Annotated in this window: 19 protein-coding genes; 6 read left to right on the top strand and 13 right to left on the bottom strand. The window is 56.8% G+C overall.

Features of this window, described 5'->3' with window-relative positions:
* Positions 1-25 precede the first annotated feature (25 nt).
* Positions 26-736, top strand: coding sequence for a glycosyltransferase (locus HMPREF2712_RS01250; protein WP_070634151.1), 711 nt, complete (start codon positions 26-28; stop codon positions 734-736).
* A 250-nt stretch (positions 737-986) separates the two neighbouring features.
* Positions 987-1,484: a DUF2505 domain-containing protein gene (locus tag HMPREF2712_RS01245; protein ID WP_070819056.1), complete on the top strand. Its 498-nt coding sequence runs from the start codon at positions 987-989 to the stop codon at positions 1,482-1,484.
* A 159-nt stretch (positions 1,485-1,643) separates the two neighbouring features.
* Here the strand turns inward: HMPREF2712_RS01245 and HMPREF2712_RS01240 are convergent, their stop codons facing one another.
* From HMPREF2712_RS01240 to rfbB, 7 genes are all read right to left on the bottom strand, one after another.
* Positions 1,644-2,141, bottom strand: coding sequence for an FAD synthase family protein (locus HMPREF2712_RS01240; RefSeq protein ID WP_005508886.1), 498 nt, complete (start codon positions 2,139-2,141; stop codon positions 1,644-1,646).
* Positions 2,142-2,670: 529 nt separating this feature from the next.
* The gene (sufU, locus tag HMPREF2712_RS01235; RefSeq protein WP_070616754.1) at positions 2,671-3,141 is read right to left on the bottom strand and encodes a Fe-S cluster assembly sulfur transfer protein SufU; all 471 of its coding nucleotides are present in this window, start codon (positions 3,139-3,141) and stop codon (positions 2,671-2,673) included.
* A 65-nt stretch (positions 3,142-3,206) separates the two neighbouring features.
* Positions 3,207-4,505, bottom strand: coding sequence for an aminotransferase class V-fold PLP-dependent enzyme (locus HMPREF2712_RS01230; RefSeq protein WP_070819055.1), 1,299 nt, complete (start codon positions 4,503-4,505; stop codon positions 3,207-3,209).
* A 186-nt stretch (positions 4,506-4,691) separates the two neighbouring features.
* On the bottom strand, positions 4,692-5,279 hold the full coding sequence (gene pth, locus HMPREF2712_RS01225; protein WP_070819054.1) for an aminoacyl-tRNA hydrolase: 588 nt from the start codon (positions 5,277-5,279) through the stop codon (positions 4,692-4,694).
* A gap of 187 nt (positions 5,280-5,466) precedes the next feature.
* Positions 5,467-6,087 carry a 50S ribosomal protein L25/general stress protein Ctc gene (locus HMPREF2712_RS01220; protein WP_005506952.1) on the bottom strand — a complete coding sequence of 207 codons (621 nt, stop codon included), beginning with the start codon at positions 6,085-6,087 and terminating at the stop codon, positions 5,467-5,469.
* A 243-nt stretch (positions 6,088-6,330) separates the two neighbouring features.
* The gene (gene rfbD, locus HMPREF2712_RS01215; RefSeq protein ID WP_070819053.1) at positions 6,331-7,755 is read right to left on the bottom strand and encodes a dTDP-4-dehydrorhamnose reductase; all 1,425 of its coding nucleotides are present in this window, start codon (positions 7,753-7,755) and stop codon (positions 6,331-6,333) included.
* Positions 7,755-8,753 carry a dTDP-glucose 4,6-dehydratase gene (gene rfbB, locus HMPREF2712_RS01210; RefSeq protein WP_044142793.1) on the bottom strand — a complete coding sequence of 333 codons (999 nt, stop codon included), beginning with the start codon at positions 8,751-8,753 and terminating at the stop codon, positions 7,755-7,757. The genes rfbD and rfbB overlap by 1 nt, the downstream gene beginning before the upstream one ends.
* Positions 8,754-8,827: 74 nt before the next feature.
* On the opposite strand from rfbB, the gene rfbA reads away from it, so the two are divergent.
* The 4 genes from rfbA (at position 8,828) to HMPREF2712_RS01190 (ending at position 12,532) form a co-directional block, all read left to right on the top strand.
* Positions 8,828-9,688, top strand: coding sequence for a glucose-1-phosphate thymidylyltransferase RfbA (rfbA, locus tag HMPREF2712_RS01205; protein WP_070688334.1), 861 nt, complete (start codon positions 8,828-8,830; stop codon positions 9,686-9,688).
* Between the two features lie 96 nt (positions 9,689-9,784).
* A complete protein-coding gene (locus HMPREF2712_RS01200) occupies positions 9,785-11,257 on the top strand; it encodes a tyrosine-protein kinase domain-containing protein (RefSeq protein ID WP_070819052.1) in 1,473 nt (490 codons plus the stop codon).
* Positions 11,258-11,369: 112 nt separating this feature from the next.
* Positions 11,370-12,227 (top strand): nucleotidyltransferase family protein, encoded by an 858-nt coding sequence (locus HMPREF2712_RS01195; protein ID WP_070819116.1) that lies wholly within the window; start codon positions 11,370-11,372, stop codon positions 12,225-12,227.
* A complete protein-coding gene (locus HMPREF2712_RS01190; protein WP_005506945.1) occupies positions 12,224-12,532 on the top strand; it encodes a PqqD family protein in 309 nt (102 codons plus the stop codon). Before HMPREF2712_RS01195 ends, HMPREF2712_RS01190 begins: the two co-directional genes overlap by 4 nt.
* 84 nt (positions 12,533-12,616) lie before the next feature.
* On the opposite strand, the gene HMPREF2712_RS01185 is transcribed toward HMPREF2712_RS01190, so the two are convergent.
* From HMPREF2712_RS01185 to HMPREF2712_RS01160, 6 genes are all read right to left on the bottom strand, one after another.
* Complete coding sequence (locus tag HMPREF2712_RS01185; RefSeq protein ID WP_070819051.1) at positions 12,617-13,864, bottom strand: glycosyltransferase; 1,248 nt, start codon at positions 13,862-13,864, stop codon at positions 12,617-12,619.
* Between the two features lie 12 nt (positions 13,865-13,876).
* A complete protein-coding gene (locus tag HMPREF2712_RS01180) occupies positions 13,877-14,830 on the bottom strand; it encodes a glycosyltransferase family 2 protein (protein ID WP_070819050.1) in 954 nt (317 codons plus the stop codon).
* Positions 14,831-14,896: 66 nt separating this feature from the next.
* Entirely contained in the window at positions 14,897-15,937 is a 1,041-nt protein-coding gene (locus HMPREF2712_RS01175) for a glycosyltransferase family 4 protein (protein WP_070819049.1), read from the bottom strand.
* 2 nt (positions 15,938-15,939) lie between these two features.
* Complete coding sequence (locus HMPREF2712_RS01170) at positions 15,940-17,343, bottom strand: O-antigen ligase family protein (protein ID WP_070819048.1); 1,404 nt, start codon at positions 17,341-17,343, stop codon at positions 15,940-15,942.
* Positions 17,340-18,455, bottom strand: coding sequence for a glycosyltransferase family 4 protein (locus tag HMPREF2712_RS01165; protein WP_070819047.1), 1,116 nt, complete (start codon positions 18,453-18,455; stop codon positions 17,340-17,342). Before HMPREF2712_RS01165 ends, HMPREF2712_RS01170 begins: the two co-directional genes overlap by 4 nt.
* A complete protein-coding gene (locus HMPREF2712_RS01160) occupies positions 18,452-19,537 on the bottom strand; it encodes an acyltransferase family protein (protein ID WP_070819046.1) in 1,086 nt (361 codons plus the stop codon). Before HMPREF2712_RS01160 ends, HMPREF2712_RS01165 begins: the two co-directional genes overlap by 4 nt.
* Between the last annotated feature and the right edge of the window lie 2 nt (positions 19,538-19,539).

The following is a 19,539-nucleotide window of genomic DNA, read 5'->3' as shown; positions in this document are numbered from 1 at the left end:
ATAAATACATAGAGAGGAATAGGCGATGTCTATTCAGAACTTCCCCCACGTCAGTGTTGATACTTCCAAGTTCGACCTGCCCGTATTTACCCCTGCCGTCGCGCCCGTTCGTATTCCTACCAAGACTTACGATTTGGTGGTGTCCCTCGGCACCGACGTTCACACTTTTGATCGTCTTCTGCGCTGGGTTGAGGCTTACCTTGAGGCTCACCCCGAGGTCACCTGCCTCGTGCAGCACGGCCACACTGCGCCTATTAAGCACGCAGACAACCTTAAGCTTCTTCCCGCATCCGAACTGCTGGACTACTACGCAACCGCACGCGTAGTGCTGGTTCAGGGCGGCCCCGGTTCCATCCAGGATGCACGCCGCACCGGCGCTCTGCCCCTGGCTGTTCCGCGCCGCGCAGAGTTCGATGAGGTTGTTGACAACCACCAGGTCCCCTTCACCACTCTGATGGAGAAGCGCGGCCACGCTGTTGTCGTTGAGAGCCGTGAAGACCTCTTCGCTAAGCTCGATCTTGCTCTGGCGAACCCCTCCCTGTTCCGTACCGCTGAGCCGTACGTCTCCACTCCGGAGATTTCCGCAGCTCAGCTGGGCGAGGAACTGCAGGATCTGCTCGCTGGCAAGACCCACCGCAAGGATTCCTTCTGGGGTCGTCTGAAGCAGGCTGCTCGCGCGCACCGTGCGGGCAAGGCTGAGATGGCTCGCATCGACGCGATGGCTCCCAGCGCCTAAGGTTTTCTTGCTTTCTAAGCTCAGCATCCCCGTGATGCGGTGTGGGAGGTGCCCTGCCGGGTGCTTCCCACATTTTTAGACCGGCATGCGAATCCTCCAACCACCCTGTGAGAGGCTGTGGATGTTTTCCCTTGTTCACGGCATATTCTCAGGTGGATTCGCGTCGTTACATTGGTTGCGAAACCCCGCGCACCGTATCCTTAGTAAGGGATAATGCGCGGGGTTTTCGCGCACTACGAAAGGAACAATTATGGCAGTTCAGGAATCGACCGTTATCAACGCAAGCGTTGAGCAGGTTATCGAGGCGTTCTCCAGCGAGGACTTCGCACGCTTCGTCTGCTCCGAGGTTGGCGTCGAGTTCGGTAGCTTCTCCGTTTCCGGTGACACCTCCGCTGAGTTCACCGCAACCACCGAGCGTACCGTGCCCGCTGATCGCGTGCCGGACATCGCTCGTAAGTTCGTTGGTAGCGGCGTCTCCATGACCCAGGTGGACACCGTGAGCGCACCGGCCGCTGACGGCTCCCGCACCGTCTCCACCGAGGTGAAGGTTAACGGCGTTCCCGTGTCCGCTCAGGCTACCCAGCACCTGATTCCCGAGGGTGACAAGACCCGCCTGGACGTCAACGGTGAGGTTTCCTGCTCCATCCCGCTGGTGGGCAAGAAGATTGCAGCCGCTGCTGAGCCCCAGGTTGGCCGCGTGCTGAAGGTTCTGGGCACCTCCGCTGAGAAGTGGCTGGCACAGCGCTAAAGCTTATGAGACGCTCACCTTTGAGGTGTAGCTGATATACCGCCAATATACAAAGGATCCCCGCCGTAAGTAATTACGGCGGGGATCCTCTGTTCTTTATGGGTCTCTACGAGCTCTAGCGCCCTGATAAGGGCCTATGCACGTTAGGAGGCGACAGCGTTAGGAAGCAACAATCGCCTCGGAGTACTCGCGCTCGCCGAGCAGCTCGGCGAAGCGGCGCATCTCTACACGCAGGTCGTGCTCTGCTTCGAGCAGGTCAACAACCTTGCGCAGCTTGGTGCTGGAGGTGTGTTCGGTGTAGGGGAAGTAGTGTACCTCCACGCCGACCTCTGCGAAGCGTGCCTCGAGGGCGTTGCCCTTGTCTGTGCCCTTCCAGTCGTCGCCCTTGAAGAAGACGTTGAAGGGCTTCTGCTTCCAGGTTTCGAGCTTGTCGGGGGTGGTTTCGACGTGCACTTCGTCCACGTAGTCGATGTGGCTGACGATAGCGGCACGCTCTTCGATGGGGATGACGGGACGGCGGCCCTTGGTCACTTCCAGGACGTCATCGTGCACAACGCCTGCAATGAGGTAGTCGCAGTTTTCCTTGGCCTTGCGGAGAATCTCGAGGTGGCCGTAGTGGAAAAGGTCGTAGGCGCCTGCGGCGTAGCCAATAATCATGGGGCTTCCTTGTGGTTGGTAGCGGCGATGGGTATTCCGGTGTGGTTGAGGTACCGGAGGGTGAGAAACATATCCGCATTCTAAGGTGAGAGCCTAAGAATAAGTGAAGATTGTGCAATATTGAGAAAATATTTTCTTATTATTGCCCTATTTCTTCTCGCCGTCGCCTCAGAGTCTGCGGGTCCGAAAAGAGTTTCTCGAGGGTGCTGGTTGGGCGCCCTTCGTCCTTTTATTTTACCAGTCACCTTTTTAGAGGAAAAAGGGAAAGATATAAATATGAGGCGGATACAGTGTAGTATCCGCCTCATATTTTCTATACGTCGCTTGAAATCAAAGAAAGCTTATATAGATAAACAATTATCTACGAGGTTTTAGCGAAGAGTTTTAGCCAGTATTTTCTACATGCTTTGACCGCATATGCTTACGCTCTCGTGCAATATTTTAGGTTCAGTAGCCATTCGGTATTTTCGATTGGCGTTCAAATACTAGCTACTCCCCCACCGGTTCAGCCTACCTTCTCAGCAAAGGTTTAGTTCTTCGCAGTTGCTTCCTTAGTGGCTTCCTCAACGGCAACCCAGGAGAGCATCGCGCACTTCACGCGCGCCATGAACTTCGAAACACCGGAGAATGCAGCCATATCGCCGTACTCTTCTTCGTCCAGGGTCACCTTGCCGCGCGAGCGCAGCATCTCGCGGAACGCATCCACGTGGCGCTGAAGCTCGGAGGTCGTCATGCCAGGAGCCATTTCAGAGAGCACAGAAGCGGCAGCCATGGAGATAGAGCAACCGTCGCCTTCCCAAGAGATCGACTCGATGGTCTTCTCGCCATCCTTCAGTTCATCAGAGAGCACCACACGCAGGTTGATTTCGTCACCGCAGGTGGGGTTGTACTGGTGGTTATCGGCACTTGCGTGACCGGCGGGTACCTCTACGAGGTGCTCGCCGCTACGCTGCTTAGAATGCTCCAGAATAATTTCCTGGTACAGGGATTCAAGAGACACAGTGTTCTTCTTCCGTCAGTTGGTATGTCTGAAAATTCGGGGCGTTAGCGTCTAACACGCCTGTTTTAGAGGCCGAAGTAGGGGCGTACCTCGGCGAGTGCCTTCAGGAAAGCGTCCACATCTTCGGTGGTGTTGTAGATGTAGGTGGAGGCGCGGGTCGAGGCAGTCACGCCGGCGCAGCGGTGTAGCGGCTGGGCGCAGTGGTGACCCACGCGCACGGCGATGCCCTGAGTGTCGAGTAGCTGACCCACATCGTGCGGGTGTACACCCTCGATGGCGAGAGCGACCAGGCCGGCACGCTTGGTGGGATCGGTGGGGCCAAGCAGTCGCACGCCTTCAATCTTCTGAACGCCCTCAACGAGGCGAGCGCCCAGTTCGTGTTCCCACGCCTCAACGTTCTCCATGCCCAAGTGCTGCAGGTAGCACACAGCAGCAGCGAAAGCGACCGCCTGCGAGACACGCTGGGTGCCGGCCTCAAACTTGATGGGGGCGGGCATGTACTCGGCGTCCTGCAGACCCACACGGGTAATCATGGAGCCGCCGGTCAGGAAGGGCGGCAGGGCGTTCAGCAGCTCTGCGCGGCCGTAGAGGGCGCCAATACCGGTGGGTGCCAGCATCTTGTGGCCGGAGAACGCCGCAAAGTCGACGTCCAGGGCGTGGAAGTCTACGGGCATGTGCGGCACGGACTGGCAGGCGTCCAGTACAACGATTGCGCCGTGCTTACGAGCCATAGCAACCATGCGGGGCACATCAGTAATTGCGCCAGTCACGTTCGAGACGTGGGTGAACGCCACGATGCGGGTCTTCTCGTTGATGATGCCCTCGGCTGCCTCGTAGTCGAGCTGACCGTCCTCGGTGGAGGGGATGTGGCGCAGGGTTGCGCCGGTTCGCTGAGCAAGAATCTGCCAGGGAATGAGGTTCGCGTGGTGCTCAATCTCGGTGGTGACAATTTCGTCGCCAGGGCCCAGTGCGAAACGCTCAGCAGCCGGACCGCCGATACCCTGAGAGGCGTTGCCAATGGAGTAGGCGACCAGGTTCAGCGCCTCGGTTGCATTAGAGGTCCACACGAGCTCTTCATCAGTGGCGCCAACGAAGTTCGCGACGGTGATGCGCGCGTCCTCAAACAGGTCGGTTGCCTCAACCGCGAGGGTGTGGGCACCGCGGTGTACTGCGGAGTTAGCGTGCAGGTAGAAGTCGCGTTCAGCGTCGAGCACCTGAAGGGGTTTTTGGCTGGTCGCCCCCGAATCCAGGTAGACCAAGGGATGCCCGTTGACCTCGGTGTTGAGGATCAGGAAATCCTGGCGAAGCTGGCGTACGATGTCGTCGCTCAGCGGGGTGTTGGCGGGGGTGGAGTATTCAGCCACGGGTACCTTCTTCTCTCGCTCATACGCTCCACGGGTCGGGTATTTTCCCGTCGTGGAGCGTATAACGTCATTCTTTTCTAGCTTATTCCCTCGCCGGGCTCTTGCATAGTTAGGTAGAGCCTAGTTCACACCTCGACCCGAATCATGCGTTGCCCCGGTTCAGTGCTTGCCCGGTGCGGTCACGCGCTAGGAGCCTGCGCCGTGGTAGCGCTGCTGGGTTGCCAGCAGGCCTTCCTTCACGAGCATCATGGTGGCATCAGCGGCGTTCGAGATGAGGAAGGGCAGGTCTTTCGATTCGGTGCTGCTGAAGGGCTTGAGCACGAAGTCTGCGGTGTCCATGCGTCCGGGAGGTCGACCGATGCCGGTGCGCACACGGTAGTAGTCCTTGGTACCCAGCGCCTTGGTGATATCACGCAGACCGTTATGGCCGCCCTCTCCCCCACCAATCTTGAGCTTAATGGTGTCGAAGGGGATATCCAGTTCATCGTGCACCGCGATGATACGGTCGGGGTTAATATCGTAGAACTGGGCTAGAGCCGATACCGGGCCGCCCGAGGTGTTCATATAGGTCAGGGGCTTGGCCAGCACTACCTTGGGTCCGCCTATACCCAAACGTCCTTCCAGCACCTGGGCGCGCGCGCGTCCGTGCTTCTTGAAGCCACCGCCTACTTCACGCGCCAGTTCATCAACCACCATCTGGCCGATGTTATGGCGGGTTTTCTCGTACTCCGGGCCCGGGTTCCCCAGACCAACAATGAGCCACGCATCAGACATATCTTCGCCCTTTCCACGGCGCTGTAAAAGGTTTTTTAGAAAATTCATGGACTACACCATTCTATGAGTATGGCCCGCTACCACCTCAGAAGAGAGGTAGCGGCGGGCCATCCACAGATCACTGTTGCGCTAGGCGCAGGGCGCGGTCTTAGTGCTTTGAGTTATCTGAGTCGTGAGCTTCGCCAGCCTAATCTGATTCCTCGGAAGCTTCAACGATGTCACCCTCGGGTGCGTTTTCGCCTTCTTCACCGGGCTCGGGAACGTCGAGTTCCTCGGGCTCAGAAACGTTAACGATCAGCAGTTCAGCGTCTGCAACCAGGGTTACGCCTGAGGGCAGTTCAACATCTGATGCCAGAACGTGAGCGCCAGCTTCGCGGCCTTCGATGCTCACGGTCAAAGCTTCGGGTGCCTTCAGTGCGTCAGCTTCAACCAGAAGAACGGTTTCTTCCTGGTTAGCAACGGCGCCAACAGCGGGCTCGCCTTCAACGTGTACAGGAACCTCGATCTCAACGCGCTCGCCGCGCTTAACGGTCAGCAGGTCGATGTGCTGCAGTTCGGGGCGGATTGCGTGACGCTGGATGTCCTTGATCATTGCGAGGTGTGATTCACCTTCGATGTCGAGGTCGAGGATAGCGTTGGGGACGCGGGCAGCCAGGGTGGTTGCGTGGCCGGGGAGTACTACGTGCTTGGGCTCTTCGCCGTGGCCGTAGATGACGGCGGGGATGTCGCCTGCCATGCGGATGCGGCGCGCGTAGCCCTTGCCGAAGTCGCTACGTACGGTAGCTGAAATTTTGATGGTATCTGACATGAGTCGTCCATCCTTTCTTGGTTAGAAGTGATGCGCCAAGTGGAATAGGGACTGGCGCCAGAAATCTCTTTCCAACCAGCCACCGTCAGTTACGGACCTACACGTTTCGTGTATTCCACCGCCTTGGCCAAGACAATATTGTACAGGTTCCCGGCTCTTCTTCAAGGGCCGGGAACCTGTGATATGGCGCTTTTCACGCCTTTTATGCTGTTATCAGCAGATATAGGACCAAATCCTAGAGGATTAGGAACCCATTTCTGCAAGGTAGGCGGCGAGCGCCTCGCGGTGATTGCGCGGGGTGAAGCCTGCAGCAATCAGCTTGGACAGGTCCATTGCCGAGTTCGTCGGACGGTGAGCGAAGAGCTCAGCGTTGGCGAAGTATTCCTCGGTGGTGGTGTCGCTGACTCGTGCCGGGTCGTGGCCGGTGCCTTCGTACACTGCACGAGCGAACTGTGCCCAGTTGATGACTTCACCGGTGTTCGACACGTTGTAGGTGCCGTATTCAGCGCCGGAAAAGAGCAGGTGCAGGGCAGCTGCTGCCAGGTCCTGGGTGAAGGTCGGGCGGCCCCACTGGTCGGCGACCACGGACGGGTCGATACCGCGCTCAGCCAGGGATGCCATGGTGCCCACAAAGTTCTTGCCGGCGCCAACAACCCAGCTGGTGCGCAGGGTGTAGTGCTTACGCCATGCGGCGGCGGCAACCTCACCGGCAGCCTTGGATGCGCCATAGACGCTCAGCGGTGCCAGGGGGTGATCCTCCGGGTATTCCTCGCCCAGGGGCAGGGAACCGTCAAAGACGTAGTCGGTGGATACGTGAACCAGCGGCAGGTTAGCTTCTTCACAGATGGAGGCAAGAGCGCTCACACCCAGAGCGTTAGCTGCCCAGGCATCACGGCGACCCTCGGGGGTTTCTGCCTGATCCACTGCGGTGTACGCTGCAGCGTTGATGACCGCGCGGAAGGAGCGCCAACGGAATGCGTCGCGCCACTGCTCGGGCTTGCCCAGGTCGAGGCGGTCGCGATCCACAGCCAGGAAGGGTACGTTCTGCTCGGTGAGCTGGCGAACCAGCTCGGTGCCGAGCTGACCGCCAGCGCCAATAATCAGGATCGGGTCGGCTTCCAGGGGCTTGATCTCGTTCAGACGCGGGTGGTTACGGTCCTTCTCGGAGAGCTCTGCCTTCGCCAGGTCGATAGGCCAGTCGATTGCGACGGTCTCATCGGCAAGGTTCAGGAAGCTGTAGCCGGATACTGCATCCGCCGACCAGTGGTCGTTCACCAGGTAGGTGTAGGCGGTGTTCTCTTCCAGGGTCTGGAAGGAGTTACCCACGCCGCGAGGCACGAAGATTGCGGTGTCCGGGCCCAGCTCCACAGTGACGACCTTACCGAAGGACTCGCCAGCACGCAGGTCAACCCACGCACCGAAGATACGGCCGGTCGCAACAGAAACGTACTTATCCCACGGCTCGGCGTGGATACCGCGGGTGGTACCTACCGAAGCATTGAACGAGATGTTGTTCTGCACGGGGTTGAAGTCGGGCAGACCGGCTGCGACCATCTTCTCGCGCTGCCAATTTTCCTTGAACCAGCCGCGGTTATCGCCGTGAACCGGCAGGTCAATGATGAGCAGGCCGGGAATCTCGGTTTCAGTAACCTTCAATTCCTTGGTCATTACTGGCCAGCCTTTGCGTACTTTGCCTCAACCTCAGCCTTCAGGGGCTCCCACCAGCCGCGGTTATCGGTGTACCACTTAATAGTGTCGGCAAGACCGGATTCGAAGTCGGTGAACTTCGGCTCCCAGCCGAGCTCTGCACGCAGGCGGCTACCGTCGATTGCGTAGCGCAGGTCGTGACCGGGGCGGTCAACCACGTGCTCGAAGTCGTTCTCGTCCTTGCCCATCAGACGCAGGATGGTGCGCAGAACGGTGATGTTGTTCTCTTCGCCGTCTGCACCGATGAGGTAGGTTTCACCAATCTTGCCCTGCTCCAGGATGCGCAGCACAGCAGAAGAGTGGTCGGATGCGTGAATCCAGTCACGGACGTTCAGGCCCTCGCCGTACAGCTTCGGGGTCAGACCCGAGAGGATGTTAGTAATCTGGCGGGGGATGAACTTCTCGATGTGCTGGTAGGGGCCGTAGTTGTTGGAGCAGTTAGAGATGGTTGCTTCAATACCGAAGGAGCGGACCCATGCGCGCACGAGCAGGTCGGAGCCTGCCTTAGTGGAGGAGTAAGGGGAAGAGGGGTTGTAGGGAGTGGTTTCGGTAAACTTTGCCGGATCGTCCAGCTCGAGGTCACCGAAGACCTCGTCGGTGGAGATGTGGTGGTAGCGAGTGCCGTGCTTACGGACTGCTTCCAGGAGGCTGAAAGTACCGATGAGGTTAGTGTGGATGAACGGTTCGGGGTTGGACAGGGAGTTGTCGTTGTGCGATTCCGCAGCGTAGTGAACGACAGCGTCTGCCTTGCCGACCAGTTCGTCAGCCAGCTCGCGGTCGGCGATGTCGCCTACGACGAGCTTGAAGCGGGATTCAGGAAGACCCTCCAAAGACGCAGCATTTGCGGCGTAGGTCATCTTATCCAGCACAGTAATAGTGTGATCAGTGTTATCGATGAGGTGGTGAACAAAGTTCGAACCAATAAAACCGGCACCGCCGGTAACAAGAATGTGAGCCATACGGTATATTTTACCTGCCTAAATAGCGATTTTTATGCCTCAACAAAGAGATAAACATGACACAATAAGAAGTTATGAAGGGAATTATTCTTGCCGGCGGCACCGGAAGCCGTTTGCACCCTATCACTCAGGGTATTAGCAAGCAGCTCACTCCGGTCTATGACAAGCCGATGATTTACTACCCGCTGTCCACTCTCATGCTGGCGGGTATCCGCGATATTTTGATTATTACCACTCCTACCGATCAGGAGCAGTTCCAGCGACTGCTCGGTGACGGTTCCCGTTTCGGTATTAATCTCGAATACAAGGTGCAGCCTTCTCCGGATGGTCTGGCACAGGCATTTATTCTGGGTGCTGATTTTATTGGCAACGACCCCGTAGCCCTCGTGCTCGGTGACAATATCTTCTACGGTCCCGGTCTGGGTACTCAGCTTGCCACCTACGAGCAGAAGGATGGCGCGACCGTCTTCGCTTATCGGGTTGCTGATCCTCGCGCTTACGGCGTGGTGGAGTTCGATGAGAATTTCAACGCACTATCTATTGAAGAGAAGCCCGAGAACCCCAAGAGCGACTACGCTATTCCGGGCCTGTACTTCTACGACTCGAAGGTTGTAGAGTACGCACGTCAAATCAAGCCTTCCCCTCGCGGTGAGCTGGAAATCACTGACCTCAACCGTGTCTACCTGGAACAGGGTAAACTGAAGGTTGAGGTTCTGCCTCGCGGTACCGCGTGGCTCGATACCGGAACCTTTGATTCACTCGCTGATGCCACTAACTTCATCCGCACTGTTCAGAGCCGTCAGGGTCTGTCAGTTGGTTGCCCGGAGGAAATTGCGTGGCGCCACGGTTGGCTCTCCGATGAGCAGTTGCGCGACATTGCTACCCCCCTCGTCAAGAGTGGTTACGGTAGCTACCTGCTCGGATTGCTCCGCTAATAAACACCAGGGGATTTTCGTATCCCTTTACCACCTGCAGCAACACTCCACGTTGCAGGTACACTAACTCAAACTTTCTGGAGTATTCTCACTACCATGACCATTTTGGAATTTTTCCGCACCACAAGGGCTAACCTCTGGCTGCTGATCATTGGCATCGTTGTCGGTGCCGCAGCGGGCTTCGGCTATGCCTCTCTCCAGCCGAAGGTCTACGCTGCATCGTCCTCGGGCTACGTGACCGTGGGCGAGTCCGGTACGGTGGATGTTCTCTCGGGCTCTACAGCCGCTAAGGAACGCGCTCGCTCCTACGCAGCTATCGTCTCCTCTGAGGCCGTGGCGCAGAAGATTAAGCAGAACACCCCCGAGCTGTCCCTGACCACCGGTCAGATTCGTTCTAGCCTCACCGCAACCGCAGGTGACAATGCTGCACTGATTACTGTGAGCGCGCAGGCTTCTTCCCCGAAGAACGCACAGTTGCTCGCTAACGGTGCGCTACAGGCTACCGCCGACTACATTAAGGAAATTGAGCAGAACCCCAGTAACGCTCAGGCACTGGTGAACGGCGAAAACACTGGCGCAACCCCGACCGGCGGCAACACCGTCCGCGTGATTCCGCTGAACAACGCAAGCGTGAACCCGCCGCTGGTGGCTCCGAACTACCAGCAGAACGTACTCGTTGGTGCCGCTACTGGCCTGGCGCTGGTGTACCTGGCTATCTTCCTGCGCCGCGCACTGGATCAGCGCATCCGCACCCGTGACGACGCTACCAAGGCAACCGGCGCAAGCATCCTGGGTGTTCTACCCGTCAGTGATGACCTGAGCGAAGAGAACATCGTTAACGGTGGCACCGACGACCACATCGCTCAGGAGTCCATCCGTCAGCTGCGTACCAACCTGCGCTTCGTGAACGTTGACACTCCCCCTCGTTCGTTCATCGTCACCTCCGCGGTGCCCGGTGAAGGTAAGTCGACCGTGTCGCTGTCGCTGGCTCGTGCAATGGCTGACGCAGGTTCGCCCGTCATCCTCATTGACGCTGACCTCCGCCGCCCGACCGTGGCTAAGAAGCTGAAGCTCGACGCTAAGGTTGGTCTGACCCAGGTTCTGGCTGGCCAGGTTGAGATTGCTAACGCTGTACACCAGCTGGGCGATTCGAACCTCTTCGTCCTGCCGGCAGGCCGCATTCCCCCGAACCCCTCCGAGCTTCTGGGCTCGGATAAGATGCGCCAGCTGATCAACGAGCTCTCCGAAGAGTTCATCGTGGTCGTCGACGTTCCGCCGCTGCTGCCCGTGACCGATGCTTCGCTGCTCTCCCACTCGGTGGATGGCGTAATCCTCGTTGGTTCTATCGGTCGAAGCCACCGTGAGCAGATGACTGAGGCTGCAAGCACCCTGAAGAAGGTCAACGCTAACCTCTTCGGTATGGTTCTGAACCGTGCACCCCGTAAGGGCCTGGGTAACTCCTACTACGGCTTCGGTTACGCAAGCTCGTACGTCGGTTACTCCACCTACTACGGTTACGGCAAGGACGGCGACAAGAAGTCGTCGAAGAAGTCCTCTGCTAAGAAGTAATAACGTAATTAGCGCCCTAAATCATAGGGAGCGACTTAGGGCGGGATGGGCAGTATTTTCTGCCCATCCCGCCTTATACTTATCTGGTATACATGTGCACCGAAAGGCTATTGTGACCACTCACTCACCCAATACCCCGGAGCCGCAGACCACTCCTCTTGCGGCACGGATTCGGCTTGCGCACGCCTACTTCCAGCGGATTGCCGACATGCATTCCATCGATATTCTGCATGTCAAAGGCTACGCTTTCTCCCAGGAAATTTACCGCAAGGGCAGGTACAGCTCCGATGCCGACCTGCTCGTCCGTCCCTCTCACGTGGACCGCTTTGTAGAGATCCTTCTGGCAGATGGATGGCGTATCCAAGCCCACTTCGAAACAGGCTCTGTCTTCGAGCATGCAATGACGCTCTACCACGCTTCGTGGGGTCTGACTGATATTCATCGTTTCTTCCCCGGTCTAGGACGCCACGGCGACTATGAGAAGGCGTTTGACCGTATCTGGGCGGCGCGTAAGACCCGTATGATCGCTCACCGTCCCTGCGTTGTACCCAGCGATCTGGATGCGCGTCTTCTCGTGGTACTTCACCGTGCCCGCGCAGCGTCACGCTACAGCGCTGATATTAACTACTTGGTCTCTCTGCTCTCCTACAGTGATTGGGAGCGTCTGCGAGCCCGCGCGGAAGAACTTGACTCCTCCCTCGCATATAGCGCGGCCATGGGCGGCTTGGAGCAGTATCGTGGCGACCGGGACTACCTGCTGTGGCTGTCGGTCTCGCAGGATGTCCCCCACTATATTCAGTGGATTGGACGCCTGCAGTCAGCAACCACCCTGCGCGATAAGCTGCGCACCCTCAAAAATATTTTCCTTGTGAACAAGGACCACCTCGCCATGCAGCTGGGGCACACCCCCACCCGCGCGGAGGTGTACGCCAAGTTCTTTGAGCGTTTCGGAATCAAGGTGAAAAAATGAGCAATCCGGTAGATTCCCGTCAGACCGTATACGGCATCCCTGAGAACATCGCGTATGTTCATTCTGAAGAGTTCGCTAAGTACTCCCCCACGGCAACTTATCTCGCGAATCTTGCCAACGGTGAGCTGTCTGTTCTTCAGGATTCTGCCTCCATTATTTGGAGTATTTTTGAGGACCCGATGTCTCTGCAGGATGCTATCGACGTGCTCTGCGAAATGTATGAACAGCCCATAGAGACCATGGGACCGCAGATTGAGGGTTTCATTCCTGAACTGCTCTCCAAGGGGCTCCTAGAGGCCCGCTAAGGCTCTCAGAACAAATAAAGAAGGCGGGGCCGGTAGAACTTTATAGTTCTGCCGGCCCCGCCTTCTTCTATGAGCCGAGCTCTTTTAGTCTTCGGGCAAAGCATGCACGTAGGTCTTCAAACGGCTGATAAAACGAGCCTCCGAGAAACCGTCAACGTGCTCACGGATGTAGTCGGCATCCCAGTCGTCCGGGTTGAAAGCCTTGAGAGCTTCCACCAGCTGCTCCACGGTCGGCTGGTTGATGAACATACCGGTCTTGCCTTCCTGAATGGTATCCAGGAAGCCGCCCGCACGGTAGGCAATCACGGCCTTACCACTAGCACCCGCTTCCAGCGGAGTAATACCGAAGTCCTCATACGAGATAGCCAGCAGTGCCAGACAGTGACGGTACGCGTAACGAAGCTGCGCGTCCGAAACACCCGAAGCAATACGAACAGTCGGGCCCGCAAGCGCTTCCAGACGTTCCTTCTCCGGACCGCGGCCAATCACCAGCAACTTCTTACCCAACTCATTGCAGGCTTCAACAGCCTTATCAACATTCTTGTAGGGCAGCAGGCGAGAAACAATCAGGAAATAATCGTCCGATTCGGTGAACTCTTCGAGACCCGGAATAGGCTCAACCGGTGCGGTGGTGTCTACCGAGTGCGGCGGGAAGAAAATCGGAACGTCCTTCTTGCCGTACACGTTCTCGATGCGCTTCTTAATCACGCTCGCGTTCGCCACGTACACCGCCGAGCGGTGAGCCGCCCAGTGATCCCACAACATCAGTGCAGGACGCAGGGTCTTCAGCAGCAGAGGTACGGGGCCGGTGCTCTTCTCGCCCAAGTACTGATCGCTCAGGTACAGCCAACGCGCCGGCGAATGGCAGTAGATGAACTTACGGCCGGCGAAGTTGAAGCCGTGCGCCCAACCGGTCGTCGACACCACAGCACGCTCAGCCGGCACCTTCAAGAAAGAAGAAGCAAACGGCAGAATCGGCAAAGCCATGCGGTGGTTACGACGCAGATAACCAATCTTGTTCAAAGGACTCGTGATAATCTTCGCGTCCTTGAACTCGGGAAAGGTACCCTCTGGGTCGTACAGAGTCGTGTAAATCGGTGCGTCCGGGAACGCACGGTGCATTGCCAGCACAACACGCTCCGCGCCGCCGCGCTGAGTCAGGTAGTCGTGGGCAATAGCGATCTCTTCAGTAGCCTCAGGCTTGACCAGCGGCACGTAACGGCGCGCCAGACGGCCAAGCTTCTTGAGGCTCTTCGGGATATCCGCGAGCACCGCGTCGGGGTTCTTCGGCCCGGTAAACGGAGCGGAGGTCAAGAGCTGAGTGAGTGACATTTTCTTTTCCTCCTAGAAAACTTTCTGAGCTCGCTCAGGATAGTGAATACCGGCGTAAGATGCAGCCTCAACCTGCAAAGCCACAAGCTTCTCAGCCGCCTTAGCGGGCAGCTTGAGCAGAATCTTATCGCTCGCATCCCCCAGAGCCTTGATGGTCTTCTCGGTGGTGAAACGAGCGAGGGTCTTGACCAAGAAACCCCAGGGACCGGTCGGGTTCGGGGCAGGGTGCGCCGCATCGCCGTGCTTACGCACGAAGATGGTGCGGGCAGAACCCGAGTGCAGGGCACGCAGGGCACGCACTGCAGTGGTGGTAGCAGCCACGTAGTGCTTAGTCGCCAGCTCAGGGGCAATATGGATTTCGCCACCGTGCTGAGCAACCTCGTAACCCATGTCTACGTCTTCCCAACCGTAGAGACGGTACGCGGGATCGTAGCCACCAATCTCGTCGAAGAGCTTCTTCGACATAGACACATTACCTGCCCAGTAAATCCAGCGCTTCTCAGGCGCAACTTGGTACGCAGCTTCACGGAACTTCTGGTCGCGGTAGTTACCGTACACACGAGAGTAGGGAGTGTCCGGGAACTGGTTCAAGTAGATACCGATTACGCCGTGCTCACCGGGAGCCTCATGGTACTTGAGGTGGTTCGCAACGTAGTTGGGATCGGGTTCCAGATCGTCATCGCAGCGGATAAGGATGTCCGCATCAGCCGCACGGTGACCAGCGTTCAACGCAGCCACGCGGCCGCGGTTCTCCTCGAAAACAATCTTGGTCAAGTTCAGCTTGCCTTCTGCAATGTAGCGGTCAAGCACAGCTTCACTGTTGTCAATATCGCCGTCGAGGACCACAATAACCTGGAAGTCCTTCTCAGTCTGAGCGGCAAGCGCATCCAGCGGGTAGTGCAGAATATCTGCACCACCGCGAGAGGGAATGATAACCGCAGCCTTGTAGCGGTGAGTAGTCGTCATAATTTTCCTTCGGGGGTTTGAGTGAGAGGATATCCGTTGGGAATGGCCTATACGTTTAGAAGCACCTTAGCGGATAAAACGTTCCAGAATCTCACCAACACGGACCTTACCTGCTTCAGGCGAGTAGTTTTCCTGCCAACGCCAGAACAGCTCGGAGGTTCGCTCCGCCAGCGCATCCGTATCTTCTCGAAGCTCAGTACCCAGGCTCTTAATAGCCTGGGCAAGAGCTACCGGCTGGTCAGCAGGCACAACGTACGGGTACGATGCACCGCCCAGTACCTCCGACAGAGCACCAGCATCACTGACGATTACAGGGACGCGTGCACTCATCGCTTCAGCGACCACCAAGCCAAAAGACTCGGGGGCAATCGAAGGTACAACGAGCATGTCGATATCACCGAAAAGACGGTCCGGGGTAGTCCAGCCCAGACGCGTGCTGAAGGCAGCAACACGAGCTAGCGCATCCTCAACCTCCGCACGTTCTTCATCAGATGCGAAGACAGGCTCGCCACCAATCACCAGGTCGTATTCAATGCCGTTAGCGTTCAGGGAACTCATCGCCTGGCACAGGGTCGCGATGCCCTTAGACGGAGTCAAACGCCCCAGGTAACCGACGCGGAGTCGGCGCTCCCCCACACGGTGATCCAGCTCGGTGGATACGCCGCTGACCCAGTTCGCAAACAGTTCGCTGCCGGGGCAGGCACGAGCCACATAGCGGCTCGGGACCAGGGTGACAGACGCCTTATGGCGGGCAAAGGGTACGAGCTTCGCGTTCACACCGGTAGGAAGCTGATGCAGGTGCACGATGCGGTTCTTGCGACCGCCCGTTGCCGTTGCGGGAACCAGACCGTTACACCACAGCAGAACATCCTTGTGGCGAGCGTGCCAGCTACGCAGAGCCACCATGTACTGTGCGCGGTTCTTAGCTGGCAGTACCACGCGCGCAAAACCTTCATCCGCAGCAGCTTCTACAAGTTGCTTCGGCTCGGAAGGACCCACAATAGTGACCTTGTAGCCAAGGCTACGGGCTGCGCGGGCGATGTTCAGAAGCATGACCTCGCCGCCGCCTATGTCACCGTTATTGGTGGCGATGTAGAGTTCTTTCATCGTTATACTTTCCTCGCCTGCTGACGGATAGAACTGACGTCAAACGATTTAGAAGTAGTCGACTTCTTGGGCATTTCTTGATGGGTTACAGGGGCAGGAGCTTCATTCTCAATAAGCTCGCCGTTCTGCAGCGCAGGTGTTTCATCGCTGCTTTGTGCCTTCTGCATAGCACCTGGTTCATGATGTCCGCTATCCGAAGCGTCCAGATCCTTATCCGGGTTCAGGTACAGCAGTGCAAGACCCACCACGATAGCCCACGGCACAGTCAGAATCACCTCACCAAGACGCTGAGAGGTAATAATGATAATCACCATTGCGGCTTCGGCGATAACAATGCGCTGAGCACGCGGCTGCTTCCAGATGAATGCGGCAGAGATCATCAGGGCTACAATCACAATCATATAGAGCCATCCAGCCTCCTGGACCAGCGTCATATATGAATTGTGGAAATAGAAGTAACGATTCTGAAGCCACACCTGAGCGGTACCCAGACCGCCACCATACCAAGGAACCACATCAATCATGCGGTACATGGTCTCATCGATTCGTTCACGCAGAAGGTCACTACCGAGTCGATCCGCGAAGGCACCAGCACGAGCAAAGTTATCTTCCAGGTAGTTCACGCCTAGGTAGAACAGATACGCCAGAACAGCTTTGCCGAAGAGATTCAGACGGTAGGAGAAGTACAACCACAGGACGGCGAAGGCATATGCAGCCAATGAAGTACGAGAACCAGTTAGCCACAGCATTCCCGCAGTAATAGCGATAGCGGCAAGGCGGTGACTTGTCTTTCTGACCATGGCGACAAAGAGGAAACCGAAAAGCGCATAGTACAGACCCGATTGGTTCTTATCGTTAAGCCAACCGGTCAATGTACCACCATAGTTATCAGGTGCTATACCCGCATAGAAGCCAATGACGTTGACCAAGAGGCCAAAGGCCACACCAAACAGTAGAGAACGGATATCAATCTTCTTCTGCGCAATCTGCAGAGCTAGCAGTACCACAACTGCCATACGCACAGCACGACGAATCGCATACTCAATAGGGAAGCTGTTGAACGTCAAAGTCTCAAATAGTGCCCAGCCAATGGCTAACAGAAGAATCGTAAAGAATAGCCCGTTGTAGGTGTTCTCGATTTTGGCAGGCTTAGTCAAGTTGTAGAGTACAAGCACCATCACCACGACAGTTCCCACTGGCATAGCAAAAAACGCTGTTGTAATACCAATGAAGATCAGGCCAAACCCTGCCCAGAAGTCAAGCATTGATAGTTTCGAAACACTACTAGCAAGGTATTTCGCTTCAGCCTTCGCAGCCTGTCCATAACGAGTAGCGTTACCCGAAGAGGTACCTGCGGAAGTTGGATACTTAGTTCCAGACGCAGGTTGAGAGTGAGCTACAGTCATTTCTTCTCCAAAGTACGAGCGTATATCTCGGTAGTTTGAGCAGCCATCTGCTCATTCGAAATCCAGGTGAAAGGCTCAGACTCATCCTTCTGCAGCTGCGCACGCATAGCCTGCAGAACATCCTGAGTCAGGGTTGCACTCTGGCGGTCCACCAGCTCGTCGGCACCCAAAATCTCCGGGTTACCACCCACAGCGGTAGCGACCGTCTTCAGGCCAGCAGCCTTAGCGTCCAGCAGAGTGTAGGAGCAGTTCTCCCACACCGACAGCTGAACAATCATGTCACTACGACCCATCGCTTCAATCGGGTTAACGAAGCCGCTGAAGGTCACCGAATCACCCAGGTTCAGACGCTGAGCCTGAGCCTGCAACTCGGACGCCAAATCGCCAGAGCCCGCAATCTCAAGATGAGCCTGCGGGTAATCAGCACGAAGCTGTGCAAAAGCATCCAGCAGCACGTCAATGCCCTTCTCAGGGGACAGACGGGACAGCGAGAGAATACGCGGACCTCCCTCTGCGGGAACACGCTGCTGCTCAACAGCCGCGTGCACCTCGGGGATATCCACGCCGTTGTACACCCGCTCCACGCCACGAGCGCCCCACTTGGCACGCATCTGATCAGCGGTAGAACGAGAAACAGCAATCGCCTGATCGGTACCCCACAGGCGCACACGATGCACGGTCTCCATGAGCTTAGAACGCCAGGAGCTACCGTGGTACACCGAGTCATTACCGGCAATGCCGTGCTCAGTGGTCAGGAGCTTCGGCACGCAGGTGCCGCGCTTGATAACGCTACGGATACGCAGAGCATTCACCACAGCGGTTGCGACAACGTCCGCATACGCCAGGTGGCTGTGGACGATGTCCGGGCGGAGCTGCTCAACAGCCTTCTGCAAAGAAGCAAAAGAAGTCTTAAAACCGTAGTCGGGGCCGAACTCAGCCTTGATGACGGTGACGCCCAGTTCCTCGAGGCGGCTCGTGAGCTTACCCTCGGGCGCGAGAACCACCAGGTTAAAGCCGGGGAGCCCGGCACGTGCCATATCGACAACGTGCCGAGCTACTCCACCAAAATCGGGAACCGGAACGACCCATAGAGCCGTTGGTGTAGAGGTCATGCCTTAGTCAACTTTCGAGTGAGGAAAGAACGGAAGGATGCAGAAACCTTAGTTTCAATGGAAATATGCACCAGGTAAGCGAAGCAGATCACCAAAACCAATGCAATAATACGTGCCCCCCAGGGACCAGCCACCGGGTAGAACATATCAACAAGCATATAACCGACCATAGCGTGGCCCAAGTAAAGGGGATAGGAAATGCGTCCCAAGAAATTCAGCGGACCCCTCGAAAGTACCGGAACGTTCTTCAGGTATACAACGATGAAGAACACCAGACTAATCAATGCCACACCAATTCCATGAGCAAGATCATGCATCAGCGCCGCGTTGAGGGAAGCCAGAATCGCAAAGTACGGAATGTGCCAGGTGAACTTTCGATCATGGCTGTACATGAAGAACATCATGCCCAGGCTAAAGAGCGAAGAATGTTCCGCAACCGCAGCCCACACAATCATCTTAGGTGCTCCACCGAGAGAAGCCTCCGGGTGGAAAAGCAGACACAGAGCCGTACCAATAACCGACCAGGTGAGCAGAATCGTAGTCAGCTCCCCACGGTAAATCTTTCCCTTCCGGATAATCAGGTACAGGGCAACCATCACGTAGAACTGCAGTTCCACTGCCAGCGTCCAGTACACCTGATCCACGTTATCCACACGCAGGAAGCGTTGCAGCATCGTCGTGTTAATCAGGGTCTGCGGAATCGTAATATGGCGTCCGGGGTTTCCGTAGATGAAATACACCAGCGCCGATACAGCCAGCGCAAACCAATAGGTCGGGTAGATACGAGAAAAACGCGAAACCGCGAACTTCAGTGCCGACCCACTCTTGATAGCGCTGAGCAGAATCACGAAACCGGAAATGATGAAGAAGAGCTGAACACCCAACTCGCCCAGAGGAATGTCATAGGGCGAAGGGGCAATCCGCGGATAGTTCTCCGTAGCGGGAACACCCAGGTGATAAATCACCACGGTAATAGCAGCCAGGCCGCGGAACCCGTCCAGCTCCCGGAAACGCCCGGGAGTGATGAAGTCCTGATCTAGAACTTCACCCTCCCGAGCTTTTACGGTCTGAGACTTGGCCATAG

It is taken from the genome of Rothia sp. HMSC064F07 (assembly GCF_001837265.1).
Classification (GTDB): domain Bacteria; phylum Actinomycetota; class Actinomycetes; order Actinomycetales; family Micrococcaceae; genus Rothia; species Rothia mucilaginosa.
The sequence above is the reverse complement of the archived record's forward strand: the minus strand, read 5'-3'. Positions and strand labels throughout refer to the sequence as shown.

Coding starts and splice junctions, on each gene's coding strand:
- HMPREF2712_RS01250 (WP_070634151.1), top strand. CDS start 26: ATGTCTATTCAGAACTTCCCCCACGTCAGTGTTGATACTTCCAAGTTC.
- HMPREF2712_RS01245 (WP_070819056.1), top strand. CDS start 987: ATGGCAGTTCAGGAATCGACCGTTATCAACGCAAGCGTTGAGCAGGTT.
- HMPREF2712_RS01240 (WP_005508886.1), bottom strand. CDS start 2,141: ATGATTATTGGCTACGCCGCAGGCGCCTACGACCTTTTCCACTACGGC.
- pth (WP_070819054.1), bottom strand. CDS start 5,279: ATGTCTGATGCGTGGCTCATTGTTGGTCTGGGGAACCCGGGCCCGGAG.
- HMPREF2712_RS01220 (WP_005506952.1), bottom strand. CDS start 6,087: ATGTCAGATACCATCAAAATTTCAGCTACCGTACGTAGCGACTTCGGC.
- rfbD (WP_070819053.1), bottom strand. CDS start 7,755: ATGACCAAGGAATTGAAGGTTACTGAAACCGAGATTCCCGGCCTGCTC.
- rfbB (WP_044142793.1), bottom strand. CDS start 8,753: ATGGCTCACATTCTTGTTACCGGCGGTGCCGGTTTTATTGGTTCGAAC.
- rfbA (WP_070688334.1), top strand. CDS start 8,828: ATGAAGGGAATTATTCTTGCCGGCGGCACCGGAAGCCGTTTGCACCCT.
- HMPREF2712_RS01200 (WP_070819052.1), top strand. CDS start 9,785: ATGACCATTTTGGAATTTTTCCGCACCACAAGGGCTAACCTCTGGCTG.
- HMPREF2712_RS01190 (WP_005506945.1), top strand. CDS start 12,224: ATGAGCAATCCGGTAGATTCCCGTCAGACCGTATACGGCATCCCTGAG.
- HMPREF2712_RS01185 (WP_070819051.1), bottom strand. CDS start 13,864: ATGTCACTCACTCAGCTCTTGACCTCCGCTCCGTTTACCGGGCCGAAG.
- HMPREF2712_RS01180 (WP_070819050.1), bottom strand. CDS start 14,830: ATGACGACTACTCACCGCTACAAGGCTGCGGTTATCATTCCCTCTCGC.
- HMPREF2712_RS01175 (WP_070819049.1), bottom strand. CDS start 15,937: ATGAAAGAACTCTACATCGCCACCAATAACGGTGACATAGGCGGCGGC.
- HMPREF2712_RS01170 (WP_070819048.1), bottom strand. CDS start 17,343: ATGACTGTAGCTCACTCTCAACCTGCGTCTGGAACTAAGTATCCAACT.
- HMPREF2712_RS01165 (WP_070819047.1), bottom strand. CDS start 18,455: ATGACCTCTACACCAACGGCTCTATGGGTCGTTCCGGTTCCCGATTTT.
- HMPREF2712_RS01160 (WP_070819046.1), bottom strand. CDS start 19,537: ATGGCCAAGTCTCAGACCGTAAAAGCTCGGGAGGGTGAAGTTCTAGAT.